This is a genomic window from Exiguobacterium sp. AT1b, from assembly GCF_000023045.1.
GTDB lineage: Bacteria > Bacillota > Bacilli > Exiguobacteriales > Exiguobacteriaceae > Exiguobacterium.
The window spans coordinates 1,036,847-1,062,633 of record NC_012673.1 but is presented as its reverse complement, the minus strand read 5'-3'; the positions used below and the strand labels follow the sequence as shown (position 1 = coordinate 1,062,633).

Sequence of the window (25,787 nt, the reverse complement as noted above, 5' to 3'; positions counted from 1 at the left end):
TAATCAAAGCGTGAAACGTCAAATTGCTTTTGAAGAAGTTGAACAGAACCACATAAAAAAATGAACCATAAAGAAAAAAGTTACTGCTCATGACAAGGAAACATTATACAATGAAGTTAAGTTTTTTCTAAAATAAGGATAAGGTAATAAATGGTGTTAAAATAGGGATGGGATTTTAATGAAAGAAGGAACGATATGATGTCAGAACTAAAACGTATTCTCGTAACGGCTACGATGAGTTCAGGGAAATCGACGCTCGTCAACGCTTTTATCGGACAGCAAATCATGATGGCTCAAAACGAGTCTTGCACGTCGTTACCTTGGGTCATTACGGAAGATCCTGAATCGTCGAAACCGTATGGACGCCATAATCGGATGCGCATCACGTTTAAACAAAATATAGCTGCCGTCCTCCATGAGTTAACAAACGAGACTGTGCCCATTTTCACACCCATGTATCGTACAGAAGCCGATGTGATTTGGCAGCTCATTGATACACCTGGCGTCAATTCTTCCACAGACATGGAACATAAGCGTTTGGCAGAATCGTACGTACGGGAGATGGATTATGACGTCCTGCTCTATGTAGTAAATGGTGGACATCTTGGAACACAAGACGATGAAATGCATCTTTGCTTTATTCAACAAGTTGTCCCTTCTCAAAAAATCATTTTTGTGATGAACAAGGTCGATCAGTTTCGAAAGGGACATGATTCAATTCAAGACAGTGTGGTCACGCTGAAGAACCGTTTGCATGAATTTGGTTTCATTGATCCGATTGTTCAACCCGTCTCAGCGAGGGCGGGCTATCTATTCAAGCGTGAACTACAGCAGTCTGAGCTTTCTGAAGAAGAAATCGATGAACTTGAGTGGTACAAACGGAAGTTTGCCAGAGAGGGATTCGACTTATCCGAAAATAAAGCATCCATGTCTTCCACATTGTTAGACCAGTGTGGGTTACATGCATTAGAAAAATTAATTAAACGGAAGGAAGTTTGTAAATGAGCAAAGTAAAAGTGAGTTATAACCCGTTTAAACTGGAAACGTCAGTGTGGATTGAAGGAGAACTCGTTCGTGAAAATAGCGTGTTGAACGTTGGTTCGAAACGTCTTCAAGAGTGGGTCGAACACTTACCGAATTATTTGTACGAGGAATGTAATGAGAACGAATTTGATCTAGATTTTGTGGGAACAAAAATGGATCTCGAGGACGTAGAAGAGGTTGTCGAAAAGGCGAAAGCAGAAGGAATCACCATTCATTTGACGCACATTCCAGTTCGTGAGTTGGATCATATGGAACAACGAATTGAAGAGATTTTTCAAGAACTGATTGAAGGGCCGATTGACGAATTAAAAACTGAAGATTTGAAAGCTTCTTTCCAACAAGCTTTGAATGACGAGTTCGAAATCACGGTCGTCGCAACGATGAGTGCCGGAAAATCAACGCTTATCAATGCCTTGTTGCAAGAAAAAATTATGCCTTCGAGCCAAGAGGCTTGTACCGCAACCATCTCACGAATCAAGGATACAGACGCTGCAACATTCACAGCAATCCCTTATCCGACGTATGGAGAACCATTCGAAGCAATCGAGGGAGTCACACTCGAACAGATGAACGAGCTCAACAATGATGAGAATATCTCGATGATTGAACTTCATGGTGATATCCCGTTCACAGATACGAAAGAAACGTCGCTTGTTTTGATTGATACACCGGGACCGAATAACTCTCGAGACGAGAATCACTTGAAGATGACCTACAAAAATCTTTCAGAGTCATCAAAAACACTCGTTCTTTACATTCTAAACGCAACACAGCTCGGGGTTAATGACGATTCGAAATTACTTGATGCTGTGGCAGAGAGTATGAAAGTCGGAGGAAAGCAATCTAAAGATCGTTATCTATTCGTTGTCAATAAGCTCGATCAATTCCGAAAAGGAGAAGACAACGTCGAGATGTCGCTTGCGAAAGTGAGAAAGTACTTGGCAAACCGTGGTATCGAGGATCCACATCTCTTCCCGGCAACAGCATTGCCAGCACTCGATATCCGTCAAATCTTGAAAAATCCTGATGAAGTGGATGAAGAGTTAGAAGATGAAATCGGTCCGATCATTCGGAAGCTAAACCGAAATGAAGAACTTCATCTTGAAAAATATGCTGCATTGACACCAAGCGTGCGTCGAAAAATTGAGGCGGAACTAGAAGCGATTCCGGATAAGAGCATCTATAACATGGAGAGTGCACTCATCCATACAGGGATCCCAGGAATTGAACATATGATCAAGCTCTACGTCGATAAATATGCGCGAACGGCGAAAGTGAAGAATGTCGTCGATACATTCCAACAAAAGTTAGATAGTTCCCTCGCTTTTGAAAAGATGAAAGAGGCGATTTCGCAGCAGACCGATAAACACGCTAAAATTCAATTGCAAATTGAAGCGTTGACAGAAAAAATTCAGTATGGAACTGAATCAAAAGAATTCAAAGCCAAGATTGAAGCGATTGATCCAGTGGGAGCAATTCGGGATGCAGGTAAAAAGCTTTTAAGTGAGCAGGGCGAACAAATCGCAAATCATCTTGCAGGTAAGCAATCTACGAAATTGGAGATGGAAGAAGCAGAAGAATTTGCTGAAGAACTATTAAAAATGGCACAAGAGAATTTCACGAATTTGCATGTCCGGATTGAACAAATTATCGAGAAACAATTAAACCGTGCAGCATACGATTTATTAAATGGTTATCGCGAAAAAGTCACGAAGCTAATGGATGGAATGGAAATAACAGGACTTGATTTTCAACCCTATGAACTGATTCAAGGAGAGCTTGAATTTAATCAACATTCCATTCAACAAGTTGTCATAAAAGAATCTGTAAAAGTCGGGGAAGAAATGTATAAAAATCCTGAGCGAGAAGGTTTGCTTGGCTTTTTCAAATTTTATGAACCGAAATTATTGGTAAGAGACGTATACGAAGAGAGACAATTCATTGATGGTCAATCATTAACTGACCTAATACTCATGGACGTGAAGATTAGTACGCGAAAATCAATCAACCTGATCTGCGATGAAGCCGCACAAACGACGCATCAAATCAAATCAGCGTACAACCAAAAGTTTGATGAAGTCGATCGCGTGCTTGTGAATAAACTTCAAGAATTGAATCAGTTTACTGAAAATGCAAGCAATATAGAATCATTGCTTGAACAGTCACGCCAAAATTTGATGTGGCTCGAAACAATGGAAACAAAAATTAATTCAATTATTGAACTAGAACCAGTTCACATCGAGGAGGAACAATCCATTGATTACACAACCATTTAAGCAAGCAGTCACTCAAAAGGATTTGGAGCGAGTCAAAATCATGTTAAGCTCTAGCTTGATTCTTGATTTAACGTTTAAATCTTTCCAAGAAATGTTGGCATATGCTTTGAATCAAATACCAGAACTAATCGAACAACATGATGGGACACAGTTTCCCAATATGTCAGTTTGGACAAAAACTTACGCAAGTGAAGTTCGGGAAGATTTGATTGATAATTTTTCTGCGGAACGGATTGAGCATATTAAGAACGTGCATGAACATGTTTATGCTCAAGAACTTCAGGAACAATTGAATTCTTCCACTGCGGCGACAAAGGATGTAAAACATGAGGTTTCTTCAGTCAACATTACGCTTCTAATCGTAACGTTAGGAGTAGCCGTTGCATCGATTTTAGTAGGGGTACTCATGGATTTATCTATTGTCACCATCGCAACAACTACTGTGATTTCTACTTTGTTAGTCGGTGGTATCACATATTACGTAGTGCAGAAACAATAAGGGGTTGGCGTGATGAACGAGTTGCAAGTAAAAGATGCTTCTTCGCTACAGTTGAAAGTCCGATCATTCGAGGACCAGATGCAATTTGCGCTTGAAGTTGTAGATGACACAGTATTGAAGCACTATATGACAAAGTTAAAAGACATGGACGTCATCCCGCTCGACCATGTCGACGTGGAACGCAATCTCGCAAAAAACGTGCGCATGTTCAAAATCAATGAGATTGTCTATGCAAAGGACGAAGATTCCACTTACAAGTTAGCTGGTGTCTTTAATGCCGTTTCTGTTCATGATTGTTCGGTCTTTGTTGTCGTCGACAGTGATGGAACTACGGTAGATTTCTATATGGGAATCCGTTCGCTTGATGAGAATGCGAGTACGAAAACGACATTCGACACATTGCGAAACGCGATGAATGGACATTTCCCAGGTATTCAAACGGAAAATTTGAATCGAGAGAAAATCGAATCACTGTTATCCGAGAATGACAATCGATCTGTATCGATTGTCACGGGCGTTGCGGATTATAAAGGTGAAGACTATCGCTCCAACGCTTCCTTCATTCAAGGTTTGGAAAAATTAGCGATGACGATGCAAGGTGAGACGTTCACAGGTGTCATCTTGGCTAGTCCTACATCCCGCGAACAATTGTTGAGTATGCGCAAAGAATATGAGGGAATTTACACGAGTCTTGCTCCTTTTTCGAATACACAACTCTCGTATGGTATTAACGATGCTCTTAATGAGACACAAACGTTTACGCAAGGAACGTCACAAGGTAGTACGTATACGACGAATGAGTCAACGACTGACACGGAAGGTAGCAGCCACTCTACAAACGAATCCATTGCGCTATCCAAAAATACGGCAGGATCTGTAGCTGGAAAAGCGGCATCCCCAGTATTGGCAACTGCAGGTGGTGTAATTGGTGGGGCGATTGGTTCAGTAGTTCCGGTCGTCGGTAATGTTGCCGGTGCGATAATCGGTACTGCGGTAGGTGGAACTGTAGGGAAAGTCGTTGAAGCGGCAACCCACGCAACAAAATCGACGACGACCGGATCGAGTACCACTCAAAATGAAAGTACGGCACGAACATCGGGGTCATCGACCTCGAACAGTGACACGACCAACGAGAGCACATCCGATGCGAAAGGGATTACGCGCGGTAATTCGGAAACACTCCAACTGACAATTCAAAATAAGACGCTTCACCACTATCTAGAACGTATCGACCGTCAGTTGGAACGTCTTGAAGAGTGTGAGAATGCAGGGATGTGGGAATGTTCAGCTTACTTCATGTCCGAGAACACATACGCGGCAGATGTCGCAGCAGCGACGTATAAATCCCTCATGCAAGGGGAGAAGACGGGACTCGAAGTGGCGACACTCACGAGCTGGTCTGAACGAGATCGTCAGACACATGAGATTCAAGCGTACGTTCGACAGTTCATGCATCCTGTTTTCCGATATCAAAAAGAAGAAATCGATTTACCAATCTTACCGACTTCACTCGTCAGCGGACGTGAACTTGCCATTCAGATGGGACTGCCAAGACGTTCAGTTAGCGGTTTCCCTGTACTTGAACATGTCGAGTTTGCACCCGAAATTGTGAGTCGTGAGAAGGAGTCTAATCGGTTCGTTAATTTAGGAGCGATTTATCATTACGGTCAGACGCGCCCGAATCGTGTGAAGTTGAATCTTGAAAGTTTAAGTATGCATACGCTCATCACCGGCTCGACGGGTTCAGGTAAATCCAATACGATTTATGAGTTACTCAGTCAGTTGGAGATGCAAGACATTCGTTTCATGGTGATTGAACCGGCTAAAGGCGAGTATAAGCATGTCTTTGGACACGCTGCGAACGTTAACGTATTCGGAACGAATCCGCAAACGAGTCAGTTGTTGAAAATTAACCCGTTCCGTTTCCCTGCAGAAATTCACGTCCTCGAACACATCGATCGCCTTGTCGACATCTTTAATGTATGTTGGCCGATGTATGCCGCAATGCCGGCATTGTTAAAAGAAGCGATGTTGCATGCGTACGAGGCATGTGGGTGGGACTTAGTATCTTCAATCTCTGCACAGGATAACGTGTTCCCGACGTTCTTGGATCTTCAAGAGAGTTTAACACGTGTCATTGAAGAAACGGCATATGATCAAGAAACAAAAGGCAATTATACAGGTTCACTTGTCACACGTGTGAAGTCTCTGACAAACGGAATCAACGGTCAAATCTTCTGTGACGGCGAAATCGAGAACGAGTTGTTGTTCGATGAGAATGTCATCATCGACTTAAGCCGAGTCGGATCGTCTGAGACCAAATCCTTCATGATGGGAATTTTGGTTATGCGATTGAATGAGCATCGCATGGCGAATGCCACGACGCTCAACTCGCCGCTTCGACACGTCACAATTTTAGAAGAAGCACATCATCTTTTGAAGCGCACGTCGACTGAACAGTCAGCAGAAGGATCAAACTTGGCTGGAAAGTCTGTCGAGATGCTTTCGAATGCGATTGCAGAAATGCGAACATACGGAGAAGGATTCATTATCGTCGATCAGTCTCCGAATATGTTGGACCTCTCTGCGATTCGAAATACGAACACCAAAATTATCTTACGTTTACCGGATGAAGCGGATCGTCAGCTTGTCGGGAAGGCGGCGGGATTAACCGACGAACAGTTGACTGAAATCATTCGGTTGCCGAAAGGCGTGGCGGCCATTTATCAAAACGAATGGCTTGGTCCAGTCCTCTGTCAGGTGAACCGTTTCGATGGTGTCGAGCGTCCATATGTATTTAATGGGAATGCAAAACAATCAGTCGATTTGCGTGTGGCGCGTACACAGTTACTTGAGCATGTGTTACGTAATCGGGTTCGTCTTCAACGTGAACATGATCGCACACTGTTACTCGCTGCACTGGAAGGGATGCCCCTTTCAATCGCGAATAAACAAGCCGTGGAAGAGTGCATCCACTCGACCGACCACCATCTACCTTTTGACGAGACGGCAGAGCTTGTCTATCGTCTACTCGACTTGAAAAAAGTGAATGGACTTATTGCCTCGAAGGCTAAACAAGTGGACGATTTGCATCGACAGCTTCAAACCGTTGTACGTGAACAGACCGCTGATTTGTCTGAAGAATATGTACTTGCTACAATCCAAAGTTTGTTACGTCATCACCTGACGATGGATGTCAGTCGAATTGACGTATATGAAATGTGGGTGGAAGGTGTACGAAAAGGAGTGATTCGATGATTGAGTCATTTAAAGTGATTGAACAATTGGTGGAAAAAGTATCTTCGTTAGATGATAAGTTGAAAAAGATTGATCGACTCGACCAACCAATGGATGTGACAGATGTGGGAGATGGCGAGAAATCATATCGAACGCTTGATGAAAGTTTAGAAAACGCTTCGGATGCAGAGCGCAAAATATATGAGGATGCGAATTTAGAGTCAAAAGAAGTGAATGACAGGGAGTGTTTGATTCGCACAGATATTAATCCAGATGAGGTAGATGGTCGGGGAAGAACTAATTTAGAAAAAATGTTGGAAGGTAAAGCTCCTACCGTAAACGGGGAACCGATTGATTTGCACCATATTGGACAAAAAAACGATGGACCTCTTGCAGAGTTGACAAGATATGGTGAACATCAAGGGAATTCGTCTATCCTGCACGAAAAAAGAACAGAATCAGAAATTGATCGTAACGAATTCGGAAAAGAACGCGCTGCTCACTGGAAAGCTCGAGCAGAAATAATTATTGCGGAAAGAGAGGGAGTAGCATGAACTATTTAGAAGAAATAAAGAACAGTCATGCCGAGACGTTTGATGGTGTGAGTGAAAAAGAGGTTCAACAAGCAGAAGAAAAGTTAGGGATGATGTTTCCTAAAACCTATAGAGACATTGTAAAAGAATTCGGTTCCGTTGAAGTCGATTCTGAAGAAATATTCGGTTTAGGTGTTGAGGGTTATTTGAATGTTGTAGAAACTACATTGAAAGAAAGAGAAGTATCCCAGGGAAAGTTAAATGGATACATTGTTCTCCAAAACATTGGAATGGAAGGGATTCTCATTGTAGTTGACGAACAAGACCGCGTCTTCGAGTATCAATTAGGAGAGTTTCGTAACTTATTAAGTACAACGGCTGAATATATTAAGAGTCTGCTTTAATGTTATAGAATCGTACATTTTTTCAGCTGAATTTTTGCTCGATACACGACAATAAATAATAAAGGTTCATACATATTGAGATGGGTCAATCGCCCGAATGTATGAACCTCTTTTTGTGTGTACATTACGGAGAAAACTAACCAATTGATTCAATGCATAAATTTCCAAAATTTAAAATCTAGTTCCCTTAAAAATACAAAAATGATTTTAAAGCTTTTTTAGAATATAGTATGTTTTTTATAGGCCTATTCATTATTTTGTTAGGAGAACCGGTTTCATCGAAAGAAAATTCATTTGGGTGAAACAGTCACGCGATCAACACTAGATTGACTGTTAGATCAAGATGAATCTCAGACACTTTGAGACTGTGCCGAACGTTCAAATGAGGCGAATGAGCGAATGAACAATTTAAGGAAAAGAGGAAATGCAATGATTCATATGGAGTCGAAAAGACGTGGCTTTCAAGTAATGGCGAGTGTCATGTTTCTGTCTACACTGCTCGTCGGATGTGGCGAAGAAAAAGTGGAAGAAAACGATCCGAAGCAACAGTTTGAAAAAGTGATGGCAGATCTAGAGAAGAAACAACAAGAGAATGAGGAAAAAACGAAGAACCAACCTATCGAACTGACGAAGGATGCCTTCACCACGTACATCGGAGAAATCGATGGCTCAGATTTTATGAAAACCATAGACTTAAAAGATGGTGTGGCAAATATCGAATATTACGCTTCATTTGATGAGTATTTGGAGGAGCACCCGAATACATCATTCAACCCGACCGATTATGCAGTGGCGATTTCTCGTCGAAATGAAATCTTAGTGGGTGAAACGGTCGGGGTCCTTCGCTACTTCCCAGAAATGAAATCGATTCGGATTTACTTACCTTCTTATAATGAAAATTATACGGTTGACGTCAACCGGCAACAACTCGATGAGCTCTTGGGGTTAGATGTCACAGAGCCTCGTGGCGATTCTCAGTGGCGAGAAGAGTTTACGTCGCCATATGTCTACGATGCGCAAGGACGGGAGCGTTTCTTCGAGACGTTCGTCACAGTCGACAGAACTTCTACATAAGCGAGGATAAACGAGAGGAGAGAATCTCATGCGAAAGATATTTGGTGTTGGCGTACTTGCAGTTGTACTGTTATTAATCATCACAGGGAATATGATGTTAATCATTCCATTAATATTCTTAACTATCTTGATTAGCGTCCCGCTTCAAATCTCCTTCGCTTTACGAATCAAGAAATGGGAGAAGCGCCTAAAACATCGAAACATTACGGAAGAAGAGTTTTACGATTTATATACTGATATGAAGAGAATATGGTGGGTCCCGAACCATCCGAAGTACTGGGGACGTCTGAAGACGATTTACTTTAGTTCCCTCCATTCGAGAGAACTAACGTTGGCTCAAAAACGTGAGCTGTATAAGGTGCTCGACGGGCTGTCGCTTCAAGGGATTCCGTATCCACAAGACCGAAAAAATCAACATCGACCGGACGTGAAATGGGATGCGTTTTAATGAGGCGCGACCCTAATGGAATGGTTTATGTCGATGGATGTCCTCCTAGTTCTCCTTGCTGTCGGGTCGATTGTCATCGGTGCCGTCACGAGCCTATTCATTCCAATTCTGCTGATTTGGCTGATTGTTCGTTACCTGCGTAACGGGTGGGTCGTGAAAAAATGGTCGGAGCGACGGCAGACTCGGTCAAAAGATAGAGTTTGAATGAATGCTCTATCCTATCCAAAAGAACGGTAAGCAAGCTACTACATGATCGATCATCGGACGGACTCAAACGAGTTCGTCTTTTGAATGTAGGCGAATTGTCACTTCCTGTCGAACGAAAGACCTAAAGCGGACACAATTAATTCCCCTTTTTTAGTAAAAACAAACGGTTTGTTTGTTACAATAAGGTTACACTAATGGTAGATAAAGGTATGGATTGAATTGTAACCCATCAAATGACTTACGATTTCCACGCTATTTAAATGTAGATGATCATACTCCCTACCTCATACGAAGGAGCTGTGTCCATTGAACGATGTTCTCTTTTACGTCTTATTGTTGCTGGCGCTTCCGACCCTCGGTTTTGTCTTGAATTCGATTGTCGTCTTGTCACGATTTGTGAAGCAACGAATCCGTCGCCGTTTCCCATTCACGGAGCAACTGTCATTCCGTTCGAAATAATATCATCTGTCTGTTCTTGACAGATTCCGCTAGATCCTCTCACGTCACGTACGACGAGGGGTTTTGCGCATTCATTTCGGCACATTCATTCCCATAAAATTTAAAAATCAGACATCGTCCACGCATCCCTTATGCTAAGGTTGAGGCGTAAGACTTCACTGATAATGGCAAAACTACGCGAAAGCTAGTGACGCAAAGCTACAGGGCCTGTAAAATGGCAGCCAGTTTCCAAAGGAGGTTCGTCTCGTGAAGAAATTCTTCGCAGGGATGTTGGTATTGTTGTTCGCACTGATTGTGGTGCGACCTGCCGCCACTGAAGCGGCGAGCGCGCGTGTCGATACACGGACGGGGAAAGTCGACGTGTACATCTCGAACCAGGACAAAGGGTCATTCAAGTTCGAGGTGCGACAAGGCAAGCAGGTCCGTACTTACGATGTCTATAAAGGGAAGAATCATTTCAACGTCAACTATGGGAACGGGGATTATACATTCACGCTTTACCAGTCATCGGACGGGAAACGCTATAAGCGCGTCTACCGCCTTCAGAAAACGGTCCGCCTCGTCCATTCGACGGCGCCGTATCTCCACTCCACCCAAAATGTCTCCATCGATTCTGCGACGTCGCGTCTCGCCTCGTCGTTGTCACGTTCATCTTACTCCACTTCGACGCAAACGCTCGTGACGAGCCGTCATGTCAACCGACTCATTGACTATGACGACAAGAAGATCATGAAGCTCTCATCGACTTATCTACCGAATAACGCCGACACGCTTCGGACGAAACGGGGGATTTGCTATGACTTCGCGTCCTTGAATGCCGCGCTCCTTCGTGCCCAAGGCATCCCGACCCGTCTCGTGATGGGAACGGCGAAAGGGGTCGACGGATATCATGCGTGGAACGAGGTGTTCGTGAACGGAAAGTGGCGCGTCATCGATGTGACGCGTGACGTGACCGAGCGACGGACGACGACGTACCGTAGCGCCTCTGACTATCGTGCCACACTCTATGATTGAACGACGACCAAGGTCCCTTCCAGAGAAGGCGGCCTTTTTTTGGTATGTTCTTTGAGGCGAATCTCCTTGTTCCACGTTTGTGATGTCTGCAAACAAAGACACAGGAGGAAACGCACATGAAACGATGGTTATCCATGGTCTTGACCATGTTGCTCGTCGTGCAGCCGTTCGCCGTCTCGCGAATGGCGTATGCGGAAGGGGACCCGGTCATCACGGACCCGCAGCCACCGGACAATCCGGTCATGACGATCACCGACAACATTTTGGACGCGTACACGATTCGGACGACCACGACGGAAAACGTCGAGGTGAGTACGGTCACGACCGATTCGATCGTCGAGATCAACTACAATTGGTCGATTCCGAACGGGCACAGCTACACGGACGGGTCGACGTTCACGTTCCAAATGCCGAGTGAGTTGAAGGTGTACGAGGCGTTCACGAACGCACCGCTGAACTTCAACGGTCAGTCGATGGGGACGTACTCGCTCGCCCTTGATGGGACAGCGACGATGATGTTCAACGAAAACGTCTACAAGTATTCGAACATCCAAGGGACAATCCAAGCCCTGACACAAGTGAAAGAAACGACCGAGATCTCAGAAGAGCGGACGGTCACGATCACCCCGATCGAGAACAAACTCTCGCACACGTTATCGGTCGGATTGAAAAATCCAGGGAAAGACATCACGAAAGCCGGTGTCGCCGACCGACCGTACAACCCAAGCTCCATCGAGTGGACGGTCGAGTTGAACAAAGGGCTGAAACAGATTGAGAATGCCCGCTGGACGGACGTGATCCCTGCAGGTCTGGCGTATCGCGCCGACAGCATGGAAGTGACCCGGCTCGTCATGGCGATGAACGGGAATGTCCTCCGTGAAGAACCGGTGACAGGGTTCACGGTCGACACGACGGATGGTCTCGCCATCGACTTCGGGACGATCCAAAACGCGTATCGTCTCACGTTCATCACGGATATCGTCGATGAAGAGGTGGCGACTTTCAACAACGTCACGAACCTCGAAGGGACGTCTTTCAAGACAGCAACGGCCTCGGCGACGGTCGCTGCCGGACGTGGGACGGAGCTCGAGAAACGGACGCCGAAGTATGATGATGTCACCCAGACGATTGAATGGGTGTCGGACATCAACTTCCGGCAACGGAATTTGAGTTCGCTAACGGTGAAGGACTTGTTCACCGACACGCATGAACTAGATGGGCTCACGTTATATGAAGTGACACTCGATGCCAACGGAAACATCGCGAATCGAGTCGAGGTTCCTGTGACACCAGTGAAAATCACAGACACGGGGCTCGAAGGGTTCACGTTCGACCTTCCGAAGAACGGGACGGCGTATCAGCTCGAGTATACGACCCGTGCGAAAAATCGCGTCGTCTCCTCGGGCAGCGTGACGAACACGATCGAAGTGAACGGCTGGAAGAAGTCGGCGACCCGGTCAATCGGACAAGCCGTCTTGCGAAAGACGCACAAGACGCCCGACTATGCGGCGGAAACGATTGAATGGACGCTCGAGTTGAACCGGGACAAACGGGTGATGAACAATGTCAAAATCACGGACACGTTCCCGAACGAGGGCTTGACGTTCATCGAGGACTCGCTGTCAATCGACGGGTTGACGAAAGGAACGGACTACACGGTCACGCCTGATGCGAACGGCTTCACCATTCGCTTTAGCGTACAATTGACCGACACACATAAGATCACGTATAAAACGGCGTTCGATTACCGCGAGCGTCTGGACGCGAACAATACGAGCTTCGTCAACGCGGCGACCGTCGACTGGGTCGACGAATCATCGAACGGACGCACGGTGACGACGACGGATTCCGTCGAGCCGGCATCGAACACGCGCAACAACGGATTCAAAGGTGGCACGTATAACGCCGTCACGAAGGACATCACTTGGAAAATCGGGATCAACTACTACGAGTATGCGACGACGAACCTGACCGTCACCGACACGTGGGAAGGGACACAAGTACCGGACAAGGATTCCTTCACTGTCGCGAAGATGACACGAGGAAGTGGGGCGAACGCCTACTCGGTCGACGCGACACCGATTCCATCGTCCGCGTATAACGTCGTGTGGAGCGACACGGGCTTCGTCTTGACGTTCAACGAGCCGACGGATGACGCGTACGTCATCACGTACGACACGAACATCGACGATACGAAAATCGCACCATCGTATAAAAACACGGCCGTCGTCACAGACGGGGCGACCGAGCTTGGCAACTTGCCGGCGACGGTGACGGTCCGTCATGGTGGCGAATACAACGAGAAGCGAGGCATCCAGCAAGGGAAGCTCATCGCCTGGACGATTGACATCAACTTCGGACAGTCGTCGTTGCAAAACGTCAAACTCCGTGACGTCCCATCGAACAATCAGGACATCCTGCTTGATTCGTTGAGCGTCTATGAGACGACGGTCGCCGCGAACGGTACGGTCGCGAAGGCAGGGAAGCTGTCGACGGATGCGTACACGGTCCGGGCGATCCAAGAGATGGGGGAGTTCGAACTTACGTTCAACAACCCGATCGATCGCCCATACATCTTAGAATATGACTCGTATATCCTGGCCGCGGTCGGGACGGACATCACGAACGACGTCTATCTGACGGCGGACGAGGTCTCCGAGAACACGACGACGAAACAATCGAAAGTCCGAGTCGCCCGCACGTCCGGAATGGGGACGGCGAGTGGAGAACTCGGTGAATTGACGATCACGAAAACGGATGAGTTGAGTGAGAAGAACTTGAGTGGGGCCTCGTTCGACTTGATCGATACGGGTAGTGGCCGTACCGTCCGTCGCGGCACGACAGGAATCGATGGGACCTTGACATTCGGTCGCCTCCTTTACGGGGACTATCGTCTAGTCGAGACGAAAGCGCCGGACGGCTACTTGATTTCGACGGCGTCTCGGAACATCACCATCGCGAAAGTGAAGGAAGCGACAACGGTCAAAAACAACACGATCCGTCAAGACGTCGAATTGACGAAAACGTCGACTTCCGGCAAAGTACTCGAAGGAGCAGAATTCACGTTATATGACGCTTCGGACAATATCGTTCGCCAAGGGCTCGTGACGGACAAGGACGGCAAGATCACCGTGACCGACCTCGAGCCGGGCATGTATGCCTTCGTCGAGACGAAAGCGCCGACGGGTCATCTCCTCGATGCGAAGAAACATGGCTTCTCCATCGTGAAAGACCAACTGACGACAACAACAGTCGGTGTACAGAACCAGCCGTTCAAGTCGATCGAATTGACGAAAGTCGATTGGAAGACGGGCTTGGCACTCCCAGGTGCCGTCTTTGACTTGAAATATATGAACGGGAACACGCTCCGCACGGGACTCTCGGCCGATGCATTCGGTGTCCTATTGATCGAGGACCTCGACCTCGGTACGTACCAACTCGTCGAGACGAAAGCGCCGGACGGGTACGTGTTGCCCGAGAAAGCGTACACGTTCACGGTGACGCTCGAGAGTGACGCTGTTCAAAAAGACAACGTCAAAAATGAGACGATGAAGCGCGTGAAGTTGACGAAAGTCGACAAAGACACAAACGTCGCCCTTCAAGGCGCCGTCTTCACGTTATACAACAGCAAGAACGAAGTCGTCCGTGACAATGTGACGACGGGAGCGGACGGCACGGTCGTCGTCGACCGATTGGACATCGGCACGTACACGTTCGTCGAGAAGACCGCACCGACCGGCTACATCTTAGACAAGACGCCACATGCGTTCGCGGTCGAGTACGGACAAGACGTCGATGAACAGATCACCATCACGAACGAACAACAAAAGTCGGTCCGTCTCATCAAGACGGACGTGATCACCGGTTCACGTCTCGCCGATGCGACGTTCTCGCTTTATCAAAAAGGTGGAACGCTCGTTCAGGCAGGATTGAAGACGGATGCGAACGGGGAGATCCGGGTCGACCGGTTGAACCCGGGTGACTATTACTTCCAAGAAACGAACGCACCGTCGGGTTACATGCTCGATATGACGGCACGTCCGTTCACGCTCGTACGCGGGACGAACGACGTGACAGAAGTCCGTGCCACGAATGACTCGTACAAAGCGGTACGAATGACGAAAGTCGACTCGGAAACAGGCGACCGTCTAGCAGGTGCGACGTTCAAGCTCGTCAACACGTTCGGAACGACGATCCGCGAGGGACTCGTGACGGATGCGGCGGGTGAGATTTATGTCAGTGGTCTCACACCAGGAAGCTATGCGTTCGTTGAAACGAAAGCGCCGGACGGGTACTTGCTTGATTCAAAAGAACACGCGTTCAGTGTGGCGGCGCGTCAAGCGGCACCAACGACACTCACCGTCACGAACGAACAGAAAAAGTCAGTCCGACTCACGAAGACGGACGTCACGACTGGCAATGTGCTCTCGGGCGCGACGTTTGACTTGATCGATGCGTCGGGTGACATCGTCCGTGAAGGACTCGTCACAGATGCGTCTGGAGAAATCTTCGTTCGCGACCTCGAACCGGGCGACTACGCCTTCATCGAGACGAAGGCGCCGGTAGGGTACATCCTAGATACGACAAAACACGAGTTCACGCTCACACGCGGGACGAATGAAGTCCTCGCGGTCGATGTGACAAACGACCCGTACAAAGCGGTCCGTCTCGTCAAGACAGACAGTGAGTCCGGTGATGTGCTTTCAGGTGCGACGTTCAAGCTGTTGAACGGTGTTGGCGAACTCGTGAAAGAGGACCTCGTCACGAATGAAGACGGAGAGATTGTCGTCGAGGGGCTCGTCCCAGGTGACTATCAGTTCGTCGAGACGAAGGCTCCGAAGGGGTACTTCTTAGATGAGACACCGCATCCGTTCGCGTTCGAGCGGGGTGACGTCGAGAAGACGGTCTCGGTCGAAAACGACCGCATCAAGACACTCCTCGTCAAGAAGGTCGATGAGGAGACGGGCGAACCACTCGAAGGGGCCACGTTCACATTGACCGATTCAACGGGTGAGGTGATCACCTTCACGACGGATGCGTCGGGTGAAGCACGCGTGACCGATTTGAGACTCGGCACGTATACGCTCGTGGAAACCGAGGCGCCGTTCGACTATGAGTTGGACGAGACACCACGGACAATTCGATTCGAGCTTGGTGGAGCGAACGAGCAACAGATCATCGTGGAAAACATGGCAACGTATTTCGAATTTGAAAAACCTCAGATTCCAGGAGGGAGCGGAGACAGCGGAAATGGTGACGCGGACTCCGACTCGACTGTTGGGTCAGAGGGAAGTAAGAAACCGACCTTGACGGAGCGCCTCCCATTCTTAGGTGGCGAATCATCGAACAGTTGGTGGATCGGCTTCGTACTTCTCGCCATCGGGATTGGGTTCCTGTGGACGACAAGACGGAAGGCGGCATAAAAATTGGAGTCCAGTTTCAACTGGACTCCAATTTTTTGTGCTTTTCGAAATCACACTATTTTTTTAACGACAGATTTTTATGAAACAGTTTCAGTCAGAGATAGACCTCCATAGACTTAACTCGATTCAAATTTTCAATGACATTTGCGATTGGGAAATTTTCTAATATTACGGTCGGCGCTTCTCCGTTAGCCAGTTTGTATAAATGATTAACTTTGACGACGAAATAATCTTGTGTATATATAGCCATTTCTTTTAATTCATTTCTTGTAATTGAATAAAAGCCTGCATCAGTAAAGCTGGTTTTTACTTCAAGTCTGATTGTTCTATCATTTGTTATTATTCGAATGTCGTGACCTAATGATGAATCTAAAAAATCATCCACATTATCCTTATATTCAATATTGTCCCATTCGATATAAATATCCTGATTTAAATTTGAAACTCCTAGTTTTGAGAATAACTCCTCTTTACGATCACATAATAATTTATAAATATATTCCTCACCCATTAATCCTAATAATTTTTGATTTTGTTTACTTAATGGTGATGAACTTGTATTGGAACGGTTTATCTTCTTGCTAATTACTTTACTGCTATCGGTTTCATTTTTCTCTCTTGCGAATAATGATACTTCAGCAGGAATCTTAAAATCTATATTCCTCAAATTTTTAAACAACTCTTGAACGAGAGTCTCTAAATCACTTGTTTTAGTCTCGAATGAACTACTTTCTTCTTTGATAACGGATACGACATTTTGATTATTTCCTAAATAATGTCCACCGCAATTATTTTTAATAGCTTCAATCAAGGTCTCTTCTTCAATCAATTTTGATCCTAGTTTTGTTCGTGATAGGCGCTCGTTTAAATTCCAGTGTCTGAACATTTCATATCCATTATGGAAAATTTCATCTGGGACAGAAGGTAAGATATTGTTGAGTTTTTTTCGTTTGTACGTTAAACGCAATTTATTCTCTAGTACAAAAACGTTTTCGAATTCTACAATCAAGCTAAATTCTGAATCATTCCAATTTCTTTCTCCGACTTTGGGGTCAATATATTTGGCACTGAGAACACCTATTGAATCGACAACTTCGTATCCCTCATTATCACGTGTTATAAAGCAGACATAATCATCAATAGACATTGCTGTAAAATTCTTTTCATTTAGTTTTCCTAAACGAAATGCCCAGTAACTCACATTTAAAGGACTTCCATCAAATTTGACTCTATTTAAAATGGTATCCCTGTAATTTTTATGAGAATCTTTGTTCCTAACAGGTAGATACCAAATTTTTTCCCCGCTTAAATTTATTACGTTAATAAGGTGTTCTATTTTCTTGTCCATAAATCATCCTCCATTCATACTAATCGTGTCACGATTATCATGATACGATTTATGGTCTTAACTTAACATATATTTAAAATCGTTGCAACGAAAAGGTGTGACGATTTAAAAAAGATGACCTCGAATCGATTCGAGGTCATCTGATAACGTTAGAAGATTGAAATAATTTTGCATTGATTTAGATTGGCACACTGATCTGTCTCGTCTCTTTATTCGAGAGCGTGTACGTCACGATGTAGTTCGAACCGGATACTTTCACACTCGCCGACCGGATCGTCGTCTTCGACTGGTCGAGTCGGATGAGCGTAAGATAGCGCACGTCTTTCCCGGTGTTATACGAGATGACTTGCGGACGCGGCTTCCATTCGTAATCCTCGACGGCGACGAAACTCGTGCTGTTGCGCATCGATGAATTTTTCAAGTTGAGCTGCATGAGTTGGATCGTCCGACCGTTCGAGTCGCCATAGACGACGTTCTGGGTCGCCATCGAACTCTGGAGCAGTTTCAGACCTTCCGCAAGGTGGAATCGCTGCACGAACTTCTCCTGTGTCGGGGAGCTGATCCGATCGTAGACGACGAGCGTCTGCGCCTTGTCATAGACAAGCGTCCGACGATGGGTCGCCCCTTTGCCGATGAGCTTGCTTTCACCCATCGCGAGGAGTGATGGGCCGAGGTTTTTGACGGTGACGATCTTACTCTTCTCGCGCATCGACGTGCTCAAGTCGAGATTCGCCCCGTCCCGATGGATCGTATTGTGGGCATCGACCCCGAAGACGCGCTGACGTTCCGGACGGTTCGTGTAGCCGTAGCGCCCCGTCTCGATGATGAAATCCCGACCTAGCCCGTACAAGTCGATGCTCAAATCATCGGCGTGCTTATGGGCACTACTGTGATAGCCCGCCGTCATCATCACTTGCGTCGCCTGATTGAAGGCACGCGGTGGGGCGGACCAATATTCACGCATGAAGCTATACTGCGTGCTGATCTTCTTCACCGTGAGCGGTGGGCGCGATCCTTCCTTCCCTCCAGAGACCGCATAGGCGAGCTGTGGGAAGTCGTCGATATGCGGGATGATCGACGTCGTGCGCCGAGCCCCGGACGTGTCCCCGAAAATCGGGAGCGTCCCGTTCGGCTTCACCATATACGTCAGCTGTTTCGGCATATACTCGACACGGTTCATGCTGGACGGGAGCGTGAAGCGGTTTTCGTCCGCCCAGATGACGAAACGGTCGAGCACGTGATACATGTATGCCTGATAGCCCGGTGAATGCTCGAGATGGACGGCATCCGACGTGATGCTGTGGCGAATCTGTTTATCGAGCCGGCTGTCGGCAATGGTTTTCCAATTCGCGCTTTGGTCAAACTGTGGGAACGTCTGCGCGATCGCCGTGAGCGCCATGTCTTGGAACACCCCGTGGTTATGTTCGTACTTATAAAAACTCGATGTCGCGAGCAACGTGCCGTGCTCATGGAGCGTCCGCAGCATCAGACCTGTGAATGCCGTGTCTTTGTAAAGGGACGACGACTTATACACGTCCCAGAAGTTCAACAAGTGGAACGTCCGGACCGATGTGCCGTGGTCATTATATGGCCAGCGGTATTGTTTGTAGTTGGCGACGGGGTGGGCTTTCGTCCAACTTTTCACGACGCGCATCCCGTATTTCAAATACGCGGTGTCGTTTGTCGCATTGTAGGCTTGTGTCAATTGGTTCAACACCGTCAAATAGTGGATCTGGAACGGATACGAGTTGCTTGAAGAGCTCGGGATGTCCCGATGCCAATCGAACGTGTCGATGTTTGGGACGGATAGACGATACGGTGTGGACGGGACATACCAATCCCCCTTAAGGGCCCGGTTTGCGTAGTCGATCGCCTTCGCTTCACTGAGACGCTCGTATTCATAAGGGACATGTGGTGCCATTTGTCGCATGTATTCGTGCGCCAGTCGTGCTGTCCCGCTCGATGTCAGGTTCGAACGGGTGATGGGATCGGCGAGTAAAAGCTTCGCCTGACTCTTCTTTATGTAGACTTTCTTCCCACCGCTCAGGGCGATGTAATACCAACCGGACGTACTGATCGCCGCATAGCGTTTCGTCGTCGAATAGGTCGCCACTTTCGTCAGCTTCCCGCTTTTCATCTCATAGACGATGGCGTTCGGGACAGAGCGGATGTGGAAAGGGTTCGTCGCAGCTTGAGCGGAGTCGGTCGGGGTGACAGACCCCCACGCACCGATCAAGACGAGGACGAGTAAGATTCGTTTCATAGATACACCTCAAAAATTGGATTTACTTCTTTTTCAAAGTATACCATGAGGTGAGTTTATTTCCTTAATTTTCTATATTTTAAATTTCAAATAGGGAATGTATTTGACCTGTCAAAATAAAAGACTACCGAGACGGCAATTGGATTGAAGTGATAAAGTGACTCAGCGAGGACAGTCTAAAGCGTACTGATTGTGAAGGGGGAAATACATTGAAACATGTCAGCTTGTTCCTGCTACTTTTCTTTATTACTGCGATGTTTATTTACGTCGTATCTTTGACCGCGCCGCAACTTCTCGTGCCAATCGTGTATCTTGCGATTGTCGCATTAATTGGAATCATCGGATATCTATTGAAGGTATATGTGATGAAAAGATGATCAAAAATCCGGTCGCTCGTGGACCGGATTTTTTTATGTTCATGTATTCACTCCAACGTCAGTCGTTCCACCGCATCCCGCAGATGGTCCTCGCGCACGCGGATGTAGCGTCGGGTCGTCTTCGGTTCGCTATGACCGAGCAACTCGGACAACGTCGTCTCCTTGACGCCCATATCATAGAGATGTGACGTGAAGGCGTGCCGGAGCGTATGCGACGTGACGGATGTGCCGAGCACGTCCTCGGCGGCGCGTTTCAAGTGACGGTTGATCGTCGTCTTGCAGATGAGGTCGCCGCGGGCACTCGGGAAGACATATGGCGAATCGATGCATCGGCGCTCTTCCTCCAGATACGTCGTCATCATCGCATGCGTCACATCGTTCAGTGGGACCTTGCGTGGTTTCCCCGTCTTCGATTCGTGGATGTACAGGAGACGCGCGTTCAAATCGATGGCATCAAGTGTCAGCTGTCTCACCTCGTTGATGCGCATCCCCGTATGCAACTGGAGCGTCAAGAAGGTTCGATACAATGGGACGTCGATCGCATCGATGACTCGGTGTAGGTCGCTTGGCGTAGGGACGTCCGAAGGTGGACGTTCGGTCACTTTCACGCGAAGATGATGAAACGGATTGTGCGTGACGAGTTGCTCGGTGATGGCCCAGTCATACAAACCACGGAGTGCACTCAAGTAATTGTTGATGGTCACCGGTTGGCATCCTTCCGAGCGGAGGGCAGTGATATACGGCATGACGTCCTGTCTCGTCTTGAAGTCGTCGAGGGTTCGGTTCTGTCCCATGAGTTTTTGGAAGCGGGCGAACTTATAGGTCGCCTGACTGACCGTGTTGTCCGATTTTCCGGTCATGCGTAAGTAGTGAACGTGCTGGTCGACAGCGTCCTTCATGTGTAAAGTCATCTTCATTCTCCTCTTACTCGTTGTCCTCACGGAGCATCCGCTGGAGTTCGGCCTTGTAGGCGCGGAGGCGACTCGGGGAGTACCCGAGCGATGCTTCAGTTCCGTGAAGCATATGGCAGAGTAAGGTGAAATGACGATTTGGTAAAGTGGAACGCTTGTCGTCTAGCCAGAGGGACAGCGGCATCTCACTCTTGTCGATTTGTTCGGGGAGGCGCTCACTCGTCACCTCGTGCTGGAGCGTCTTCGCCTGTTTGGCACGCTCGTTTAAGATCGCTCCACGGATGCGGATGAAACAGTATGTCTTTCCTAGCGTCTTGCCGTCTTGGATGGCTCGCCATAGGGCGATTCGTGCCGTCTGGGCAGCATCGTCGACTTCGTTCGGATGAAGATGGAGTTGGCGGATGACGTAATAGATCATCGGTTCCCACTCTTTGATTTGTTCGTTTGCGTCTGGCATGATGGGCTGCTTTCCCGCGCGCGTCTCAAGTTTCCTAGGTGGATACAGCATAATGGTTGTTATAGAGAAACCCTGCTTTTGATCCATAAGGCTTGGCGCAAATTGGATACAGCATTTCGAGGCTACATCCGGTTTGATTTGACGAAACGACACGGTTGGCGAGGTGCGAAAACCGCATAACAACCATTATAGGAGGACGGAACGGGAAGCAATCTTCAGATTGTCGAGTCTTGTCGATAGATTTCGGACGACCTTATCAAAAAATATGTAGGCTAAATGAGGAGGGTGGTGATATATTTAATCTCGGAAAAAATAATTATTTTACATTTTATTTAGAAAAGGAACATATAAATGAATATTAAATCCAAATTAAACCAATTAATCTGTATTGTTCTTACTTCTTTTATTGTCCTTGCAACGCTGACACCGCAAGTGGCGGAAGCGGCTGTTGACATCACAGTGAATCCATTTTCGCAAAACGCTACGACAATCACGGGGACGATTGTTAGCGACGTTCCGATTTATGTGAATGTGGAAGGGACGTATAAACTCGTTTCGACAGATGAGCATGGACAATTCAACATCAAGCTATCTGAACCGATTGCACATCAAAATGTCTACTTCTATAAAAAAGAGGGAGATTTCTTTAAAACAGTCAAGCAAGTACATATCGGATATTTCGGGAACGAGATGACGCCACCTAACTTTTATGGTGTGAAAGATGGCAAGATGGTGTTACAGACCTGGCCAGGATATGAAATCGTAGCAGTATATGAAGGAGAAACGTATGTTGCGAAAGATGTTGTCCATATTCCAAAGAAGCAAGGGACGGAAGTAAAAGCATACACTCGTTCTGGATCGACACGAAGCAGCACACAGTCTTATCGATTCGATGAATCCGTCAATATCCCACTGGAAATTGCATCTCCAGAGACCGAACGTTCCATGATTCAAGGTAAGACCCTCCCGTACCAGAAAATCAAAGTAACCGTCGGGAGCTATACGTTTGAAGAGCATTCCGACGCATTTGGTGAATTTTATTTGACTGTACCGACCGAGTATCGTTACGGCTCCGCTGGATTCACGTTGATTGCTGAATTGGTTCATGCTCAGTTGCCACAAGAGATCAAAACAACAAAAGAATTCGTTCCTATCACGATTAATGAGCAACAGCCTTATAAGATGCTTGAAAATGGGAGCATTCTTGAAGGGTACACCTATCCGGACGCAGAGATTTTGTACGGGGATCAAACCATTCGTCCGAATGAAAGAGGGCAGTTCTCGTCACAATTCAAACTAGGCACTACTGCCAAACAAGAATTGGTATTTCAACGTAACGGACAACCGTATGCAACGTACTCTTTTGTTCAACCAGTTGATTCGACAGTCTTTCCGTTCGAAGTGACAAAGCAGGCGAGTACGGTGTCCGGACGTGTTGAAGGCAAGACGGAACCTGGTGTGACGCTTGTGTTCCGTTCACGTGATGGTGAGTTTATCACGAAGGCCTCAGGAGATGGGACGTTCGGACTTGACTTGCCGTTGTTCGAGTCAGGCGAATATGAGGTATTTCTCAAAACGACCGGATCGATTTATCCGCTTGGAAAGAAAGTGACGATTCAAGAAGAACGTCCTCTGGAAGCACCTGTGCTCACATTTAACGAAACCAATTTAACGATTCAAGCATCAACCTTTGCGGAGTCTGCAGAAATCTTAGTGACAAAACCAGACGGAGACTTTGATTTAAAACAAGTGGCACTTCGAAACGGTGGGGTTGCGACTATTCCCTTCAATTACGGGGACCGATACCGGATTCGTGTCGTCAGCGGAAACCGTGTTTCTCCATATGTAGAAGGAATCTATACTCAAATTCAACGACCGACCTTCACGGATTTTGAGGAAGGAAAGAAGACAATCGTTGGACAAACGGAGCCGAATGCGACTGTCACACTGTATAATTCGTTGAGGTATCGTGAAGTGTTGACTGTGACAGCCGATAAATCAGGACGTTTTACGTTCGAATTGCCATATGTTTTATCGAAATGGACATATCGTATGCATATTAAACGTCCAAATGGTCTAGGGAACGAGAACTTCTATGTCAGTCCAAAAGATGTTACAGTACCGAGAATTTATGTAGACGGGTATGAGTCGATAGATGTCATTTCGGAAGATGCGAAGCAATTGATGATCACAAGTGACGATCTTATCGAATCCTCACAAGTTTGGTATACGATTGACGGAAAAAAAGTAAGTGGGGTTGTTGAACCGAAACAAGAGGATTCTTCAAGTAATGAGATAAAGCTATTTGCTTCGACAGATAACAAAACGTTTAAAGAGGCTGGTGTCAAAATAATTGAAATTTCACTCACGAATCCTTCTGGTTTGACGACTGTCACGAGTTTAGCGGTGAAGGATATCACGCCACCTAAACTTGATATGGATTGGACCTTATATGGGGAGAGTCAGATTTCAGGAACGACTGATCCGGGAAGGATTGTTCACTTCGGAAGAACTGGTAATACTGTGACACAAAAAGCAGATGAAGCGGGACGATTCACATTCAAATTGCCTGAACCACTGACACCTTATTCACGAATCCTATCTACAATATCTGTATGGGATGAGGCTGGAAATAGATCGACGTCGAGTGTAAACGCATTCGGTCACCCCATTGTCGACATTCGTACAAATATTGATGGAACGAAAGTTTGGCTTGCCAATGAAAACCGCTATTACAACTATATGAACTATGAATTATCAATCAACGGTGAACAGATTCAACTCAAAAATGGAGAAATGTTAATTCCATTACCAAAAGCGATGAGTTACCCGATGAAAGTGAAATTGGTTCTGAGGAATTTAGACGGATCAATTAAATCTACTTTTGAAAAAGTGCTAGAACGTCCGTCCACGTTGACGACGCCGAAAAACTTGAAAGCTTCTTCAGACCGTCGGACGATCACGGGGCAACTAGACCCATACATCTCGTTCGATATTTACGACAAGTCTGGGAAACGCATTACTTCGAACCGTGCGAAGGGCGACGGAAGCTTTGCGGTCGCCATCGTTCGACCGCTCGTGGCGAACGAATCGCTTCGCATCGTATCGAAAGATGCATTCGGACAGACGAAGTCGATGACTTTCAAAGTCGCCGACAAGACGCCACCGGTCAAACCGACGATTCAACAAGCGGTCGTCCCACTGAAGCAAATCACTGGAAAGGCAGAGGCGGGAGCGACCGTTCGCATCACGTATCGCAGCAAGACGTATACGACCAAAGCGGATTCGAAAGGTATCTATCGTTTGAACGTGTCGAACTGGCTCGCTGGACAAAAAATCTCGGTGACGGCTCGTGATGCCGCTGGAAACACATCGTCCGCGACAACGACCGTGATCCTCAAATCCTTCCGGACAGCGAGTGTCTCGGCGATTCGTACGACGAGTACGTCCGTAAGTGGAAAAGCGGATGCAGGTGCGACCGTCAAAGTGTATGCGAATAATCGCCAAGTCGGAAAGACGACACGGGTCGGGTCGAGTCAATTGTTCAAGATTGCCATTCCGAAACAGAAAAAAGGAACGAAGATGGCCGTTCGCATCTATCGGGCAGGCTATGCCACGGTGGAACGGAAGTTGACGGTTTATTGAGGAAGTACAATCAATCGGAACTGTTCCTCAGAAATTAATGAAACGGCTTGAACTCCATTGAATAAGGGTTCAAGCCGTTTCGTTTTTATTTGGAGGGGTTATGTTTATAGAAATAAAATTGGATTGTGGAATTGAAAAGTGAGGTACTTAAAATGTTGAAGAAGAATG

The 25,787-nt window shown here is 46.7% G+C and carries 18 protein-coding genes and 1 riboswitch; of the genes, 14 read left to right on the top strand and 4 right to left on the bottom strand.

Annotated features, from left to right (window positions below):
- Window positions 1-198 precede the first annotated feature (198 nt).
- From EAT1B_RS05450 to EAT1B_RS05400, 12 genes are all read left to right on the top strand, one after another.
- Window positions 199-1,005, top strand: coding sequence for a dynamin family protein (locus EAT1B_RS05450; protein WP_158303580.1), 807 nt, complete (start codon window positions 199-201; stop codon window positions 1,003-1,005).
- Complete coding sequence (locus EAT1B_RS05445; RefSeq protein WP_012727140.1) at window positions 1,002-3,320, top strand: dynamin family protein; 2,319 nt, start codon at window positions 1,002-1,004, stop codon at window positions 3,318-3,320. The genes EAT1B_RS05450 and EAT1B_RS05445 overlap by 4 nt, the downstream gene beginning before the upstream one ends.
- Window positions 3,301-3,819 carry a hypothetical protein gene (locus EAT1B_RS05440; protein ID WP_012727139.1) on the top strand — a complete coding sequence of 173 codons (519 nt, stop codon included), beginning with the start codon at window positions 3,301-3,303 and terminating at the stop codon, window positions 3,817-3,819. Before EAT1B_RS05445 ends, EAT1B_RS05440 begins: the two co-directional genes overlap by 20 nt.
- 12 nt (window positions 3,820-3,831) lie before the next feature.
- Window positions 3,832-7,077, top strand: a complete 3,246-nt coding sequence (locus tag EAT1B_RS05435) for an ATPase, T2SS/T4P/T4SS family (protein WP_012727138.1) — start codon at window positions 3,832-3,834, stop codon at window positions 7,075-7,077.
- Window positions 7,074-7,610 carry an HNH/ENDO VII family nuclease gene (locus tag EAT1B_RS05430; protein ID WP_012727137.1) on the top strand — a complete coding sequence of 179 codons (537 nt, stop codon included), beginning with the start codon at window positions 7,074-7,076 and terminating at the stop codon, window positions 7,608-7,610. Before EAT1B_RS05435 ends, EAT1B_RS05430 begins: the two co-directional genes overlap by 4 nt.
- The gene (locus EAT1B_RS05425) at window positions 7,607-7,993 is read left to right on the top strand and encodes an SMI1/KNR4 family protein (protein WP_012727136.1); all 387 of its coding nucleotides are present in this window, start codon (window positions 7,607-7,609) and stop codon (window positions 7,991-7,993) included. The genes EAT1B_RS05430 and EAT1B_RS05425 overlap by 4 nt, the downstream gene beginning before the upstream one ends.
- A gap of 429 nt (window positions 7,994-8,422) precedes the next feature.
- Complete coding sequence (locus EAT1B_RS05420) at window positions 8,423-9,067, top strand: hypothetical protein (RefSeq protein WP_012727135.1); 645 nt, start codon at window positions 8,423-8,425, stop codon at window positions 9,065-9,067.
- 28 nt (window positions 9,068-9,095) lie between these two features.
- On the top strand, window positions 9,096-9,515 hold the full coding sequence (locus tag EAT1B_RS05415; RefSeq protein WP_012727134.1) for a hypothetical protein: 420 nt from the start codon (window positions 9,096-9,098) through the stop codon (window positions 9,513-9,515).
- A 15-nt stretch (window positions 9,516-9,530) separates the two neighbouring features.
- Window positions 9,531-9,719: a hypothetical protein gene (locus tag EAT1B_RS05410; protein ID WP_012727133.1), complete on the top strand. Its 189-nt coding sequence runs from the start codon at window positions 9,531-9,533 to the stop codon at window positions 9,717-9,719.
- A 309-nt stretch (window positions 9,720-10,028) separates the two neighbouring features.
- Window positions 10,029-10,181 carry a hypothetical protein gene (locus tag EAT1B_RS15925; RefSeq protein ID WP_012727132.1) on the top strand — a complete coding sequence of 51 codons (153 nt, stop codon included), beginning with the start codon at window positions 10,029-10,031 and terminating at the stop codon, window positions 10,179-10,181.
- A 156-nt stretch (window positions 10,182-10,337) separates the two neighbouring features.
- Window positions 10,338-10,414: riboswitch (cyclic di-GMP riboswitch) on the top strand.
- A 13-nt stretch (window positions 10,415-10,427) separates the two neighbouring features.
- Entirely contained in the window at window positions 10,428-11,195 is a 768-nt protein-coding gene (locus EAT1B_RS05405; protein ID WP_012727131.1) for a transglutaminase domain-containing protein, read from the top strand.
- A gap of 116 nt (window positions 11,196-11,311) precedes the next feature.
- Window positions 11,312-16,618 carry a SpaA isopeptide-forming pilin-related protein gene (locus EAT1B_RS05400; protein ID WP_012727130.1) on the top strand — a complete coding sequence of 1,769 codons (5,307 nt, stop codon included), beginning with the start codon at window positions 11,312-11,314 and terminating at the stop codon, window positions 16,616-16,618.
- Window positions 16,619-16,712: 94 nt separating this feature from the next.
- Here EAT1B_RS05400 and EAT1B_RS05395 read toward each other — a convergent pair whose 3' ends face one another.
- Both EAT1B_RS05395 and EAT1B_RS05390 read right to left on the bottom strand, forming a co-directional pair.
- A complete protein-coding gene (locus tag EAT1B_RS05395; protein WP_012727129.1) occupies window positions 16,713-17,966 on the bottom strand; it encodes a DUF3883 domain-containing protein in 1,254 nt (417 codons plus the stop codon).
- 178 nt (window positions 17,967-18,144) lie between these two features.
- Window positions 18,145-20,229 carry a heparinase II/III family protein gene (locus EAT1B_RS05390; protein ID WP_012727128.1) on the bottom strand — a complete coding sequence of 695 codons (2,085 nt, stop codon included), beginning with the start codon at window positions 20,227-20,229 and terminating at the stop codon, window positions 18,145-18,147.
- Between the two features lie 209 nt (window positions 20,230-20,438).
- On the opposite strand from EAT1B_RS05390, the gene EAT1B_RS15920 reads away from it, so the two are divergent.
- Window positions 20,439-20,606 (top strand): hypothetical protein, encoded by a 168-nt coding sequence (locus EAT1B_RS15920; protein ID WP_012727127.1) that lies wholly within the window; start codon window positions 20,439-20,441, stop codon window positions 20,604-20,606.
- 47 nt (window positions 20,607-20,653) lie between these two features.
- On the opposite strand, the gene EAT1B_RS05385 is transcribed toward EAT1B_RS15920, so the two are convergent.
- Together EAT1B_RS05385 and EAT1B_RS05380 are read right to left on the bottom strand one after the other, a co-directional pair.
- Entirely contained in the window at window positions 20,654-21,517 is an 864-nt protein-coding gene (locus tag EAT1B_RS05385) for a tyrosine-type recombinase/integrase (protein WP_012727126.1), read from the bottom strand.
- 13 nt (window positions 21,518-21,530) lie between these two features.
- On the bottom strand, window positions 21,531-21,974 hold the full coding sequence (locus EAT1B_RS05380) for a sigma factor (RefSeq protein WP_012727125.1): 444 nt from the start codon (window positions 21,972-21,974) through the stop codon (window positions 21,531-21,533).
- A gap of 351 nt (window positions 21,975-22,325) precedes the next feature.
- On the opposite strand from EAT1B_RS05380, the gene EAT1B_RS05375 reads away from it, so the two are divergent.
- Window positions 22,326-25,619, top strand: coding sequence for an Ig-like domain-containing protein (locus EAT1B_RS05375; protein WP_012727124.1), 3,294 nt, complete (start codon window positions 22,326-22,328; stop codon window positions 25,617-25,619).
- Window positions 25,620-25,787: the final 168 nt, after the last annotated feature.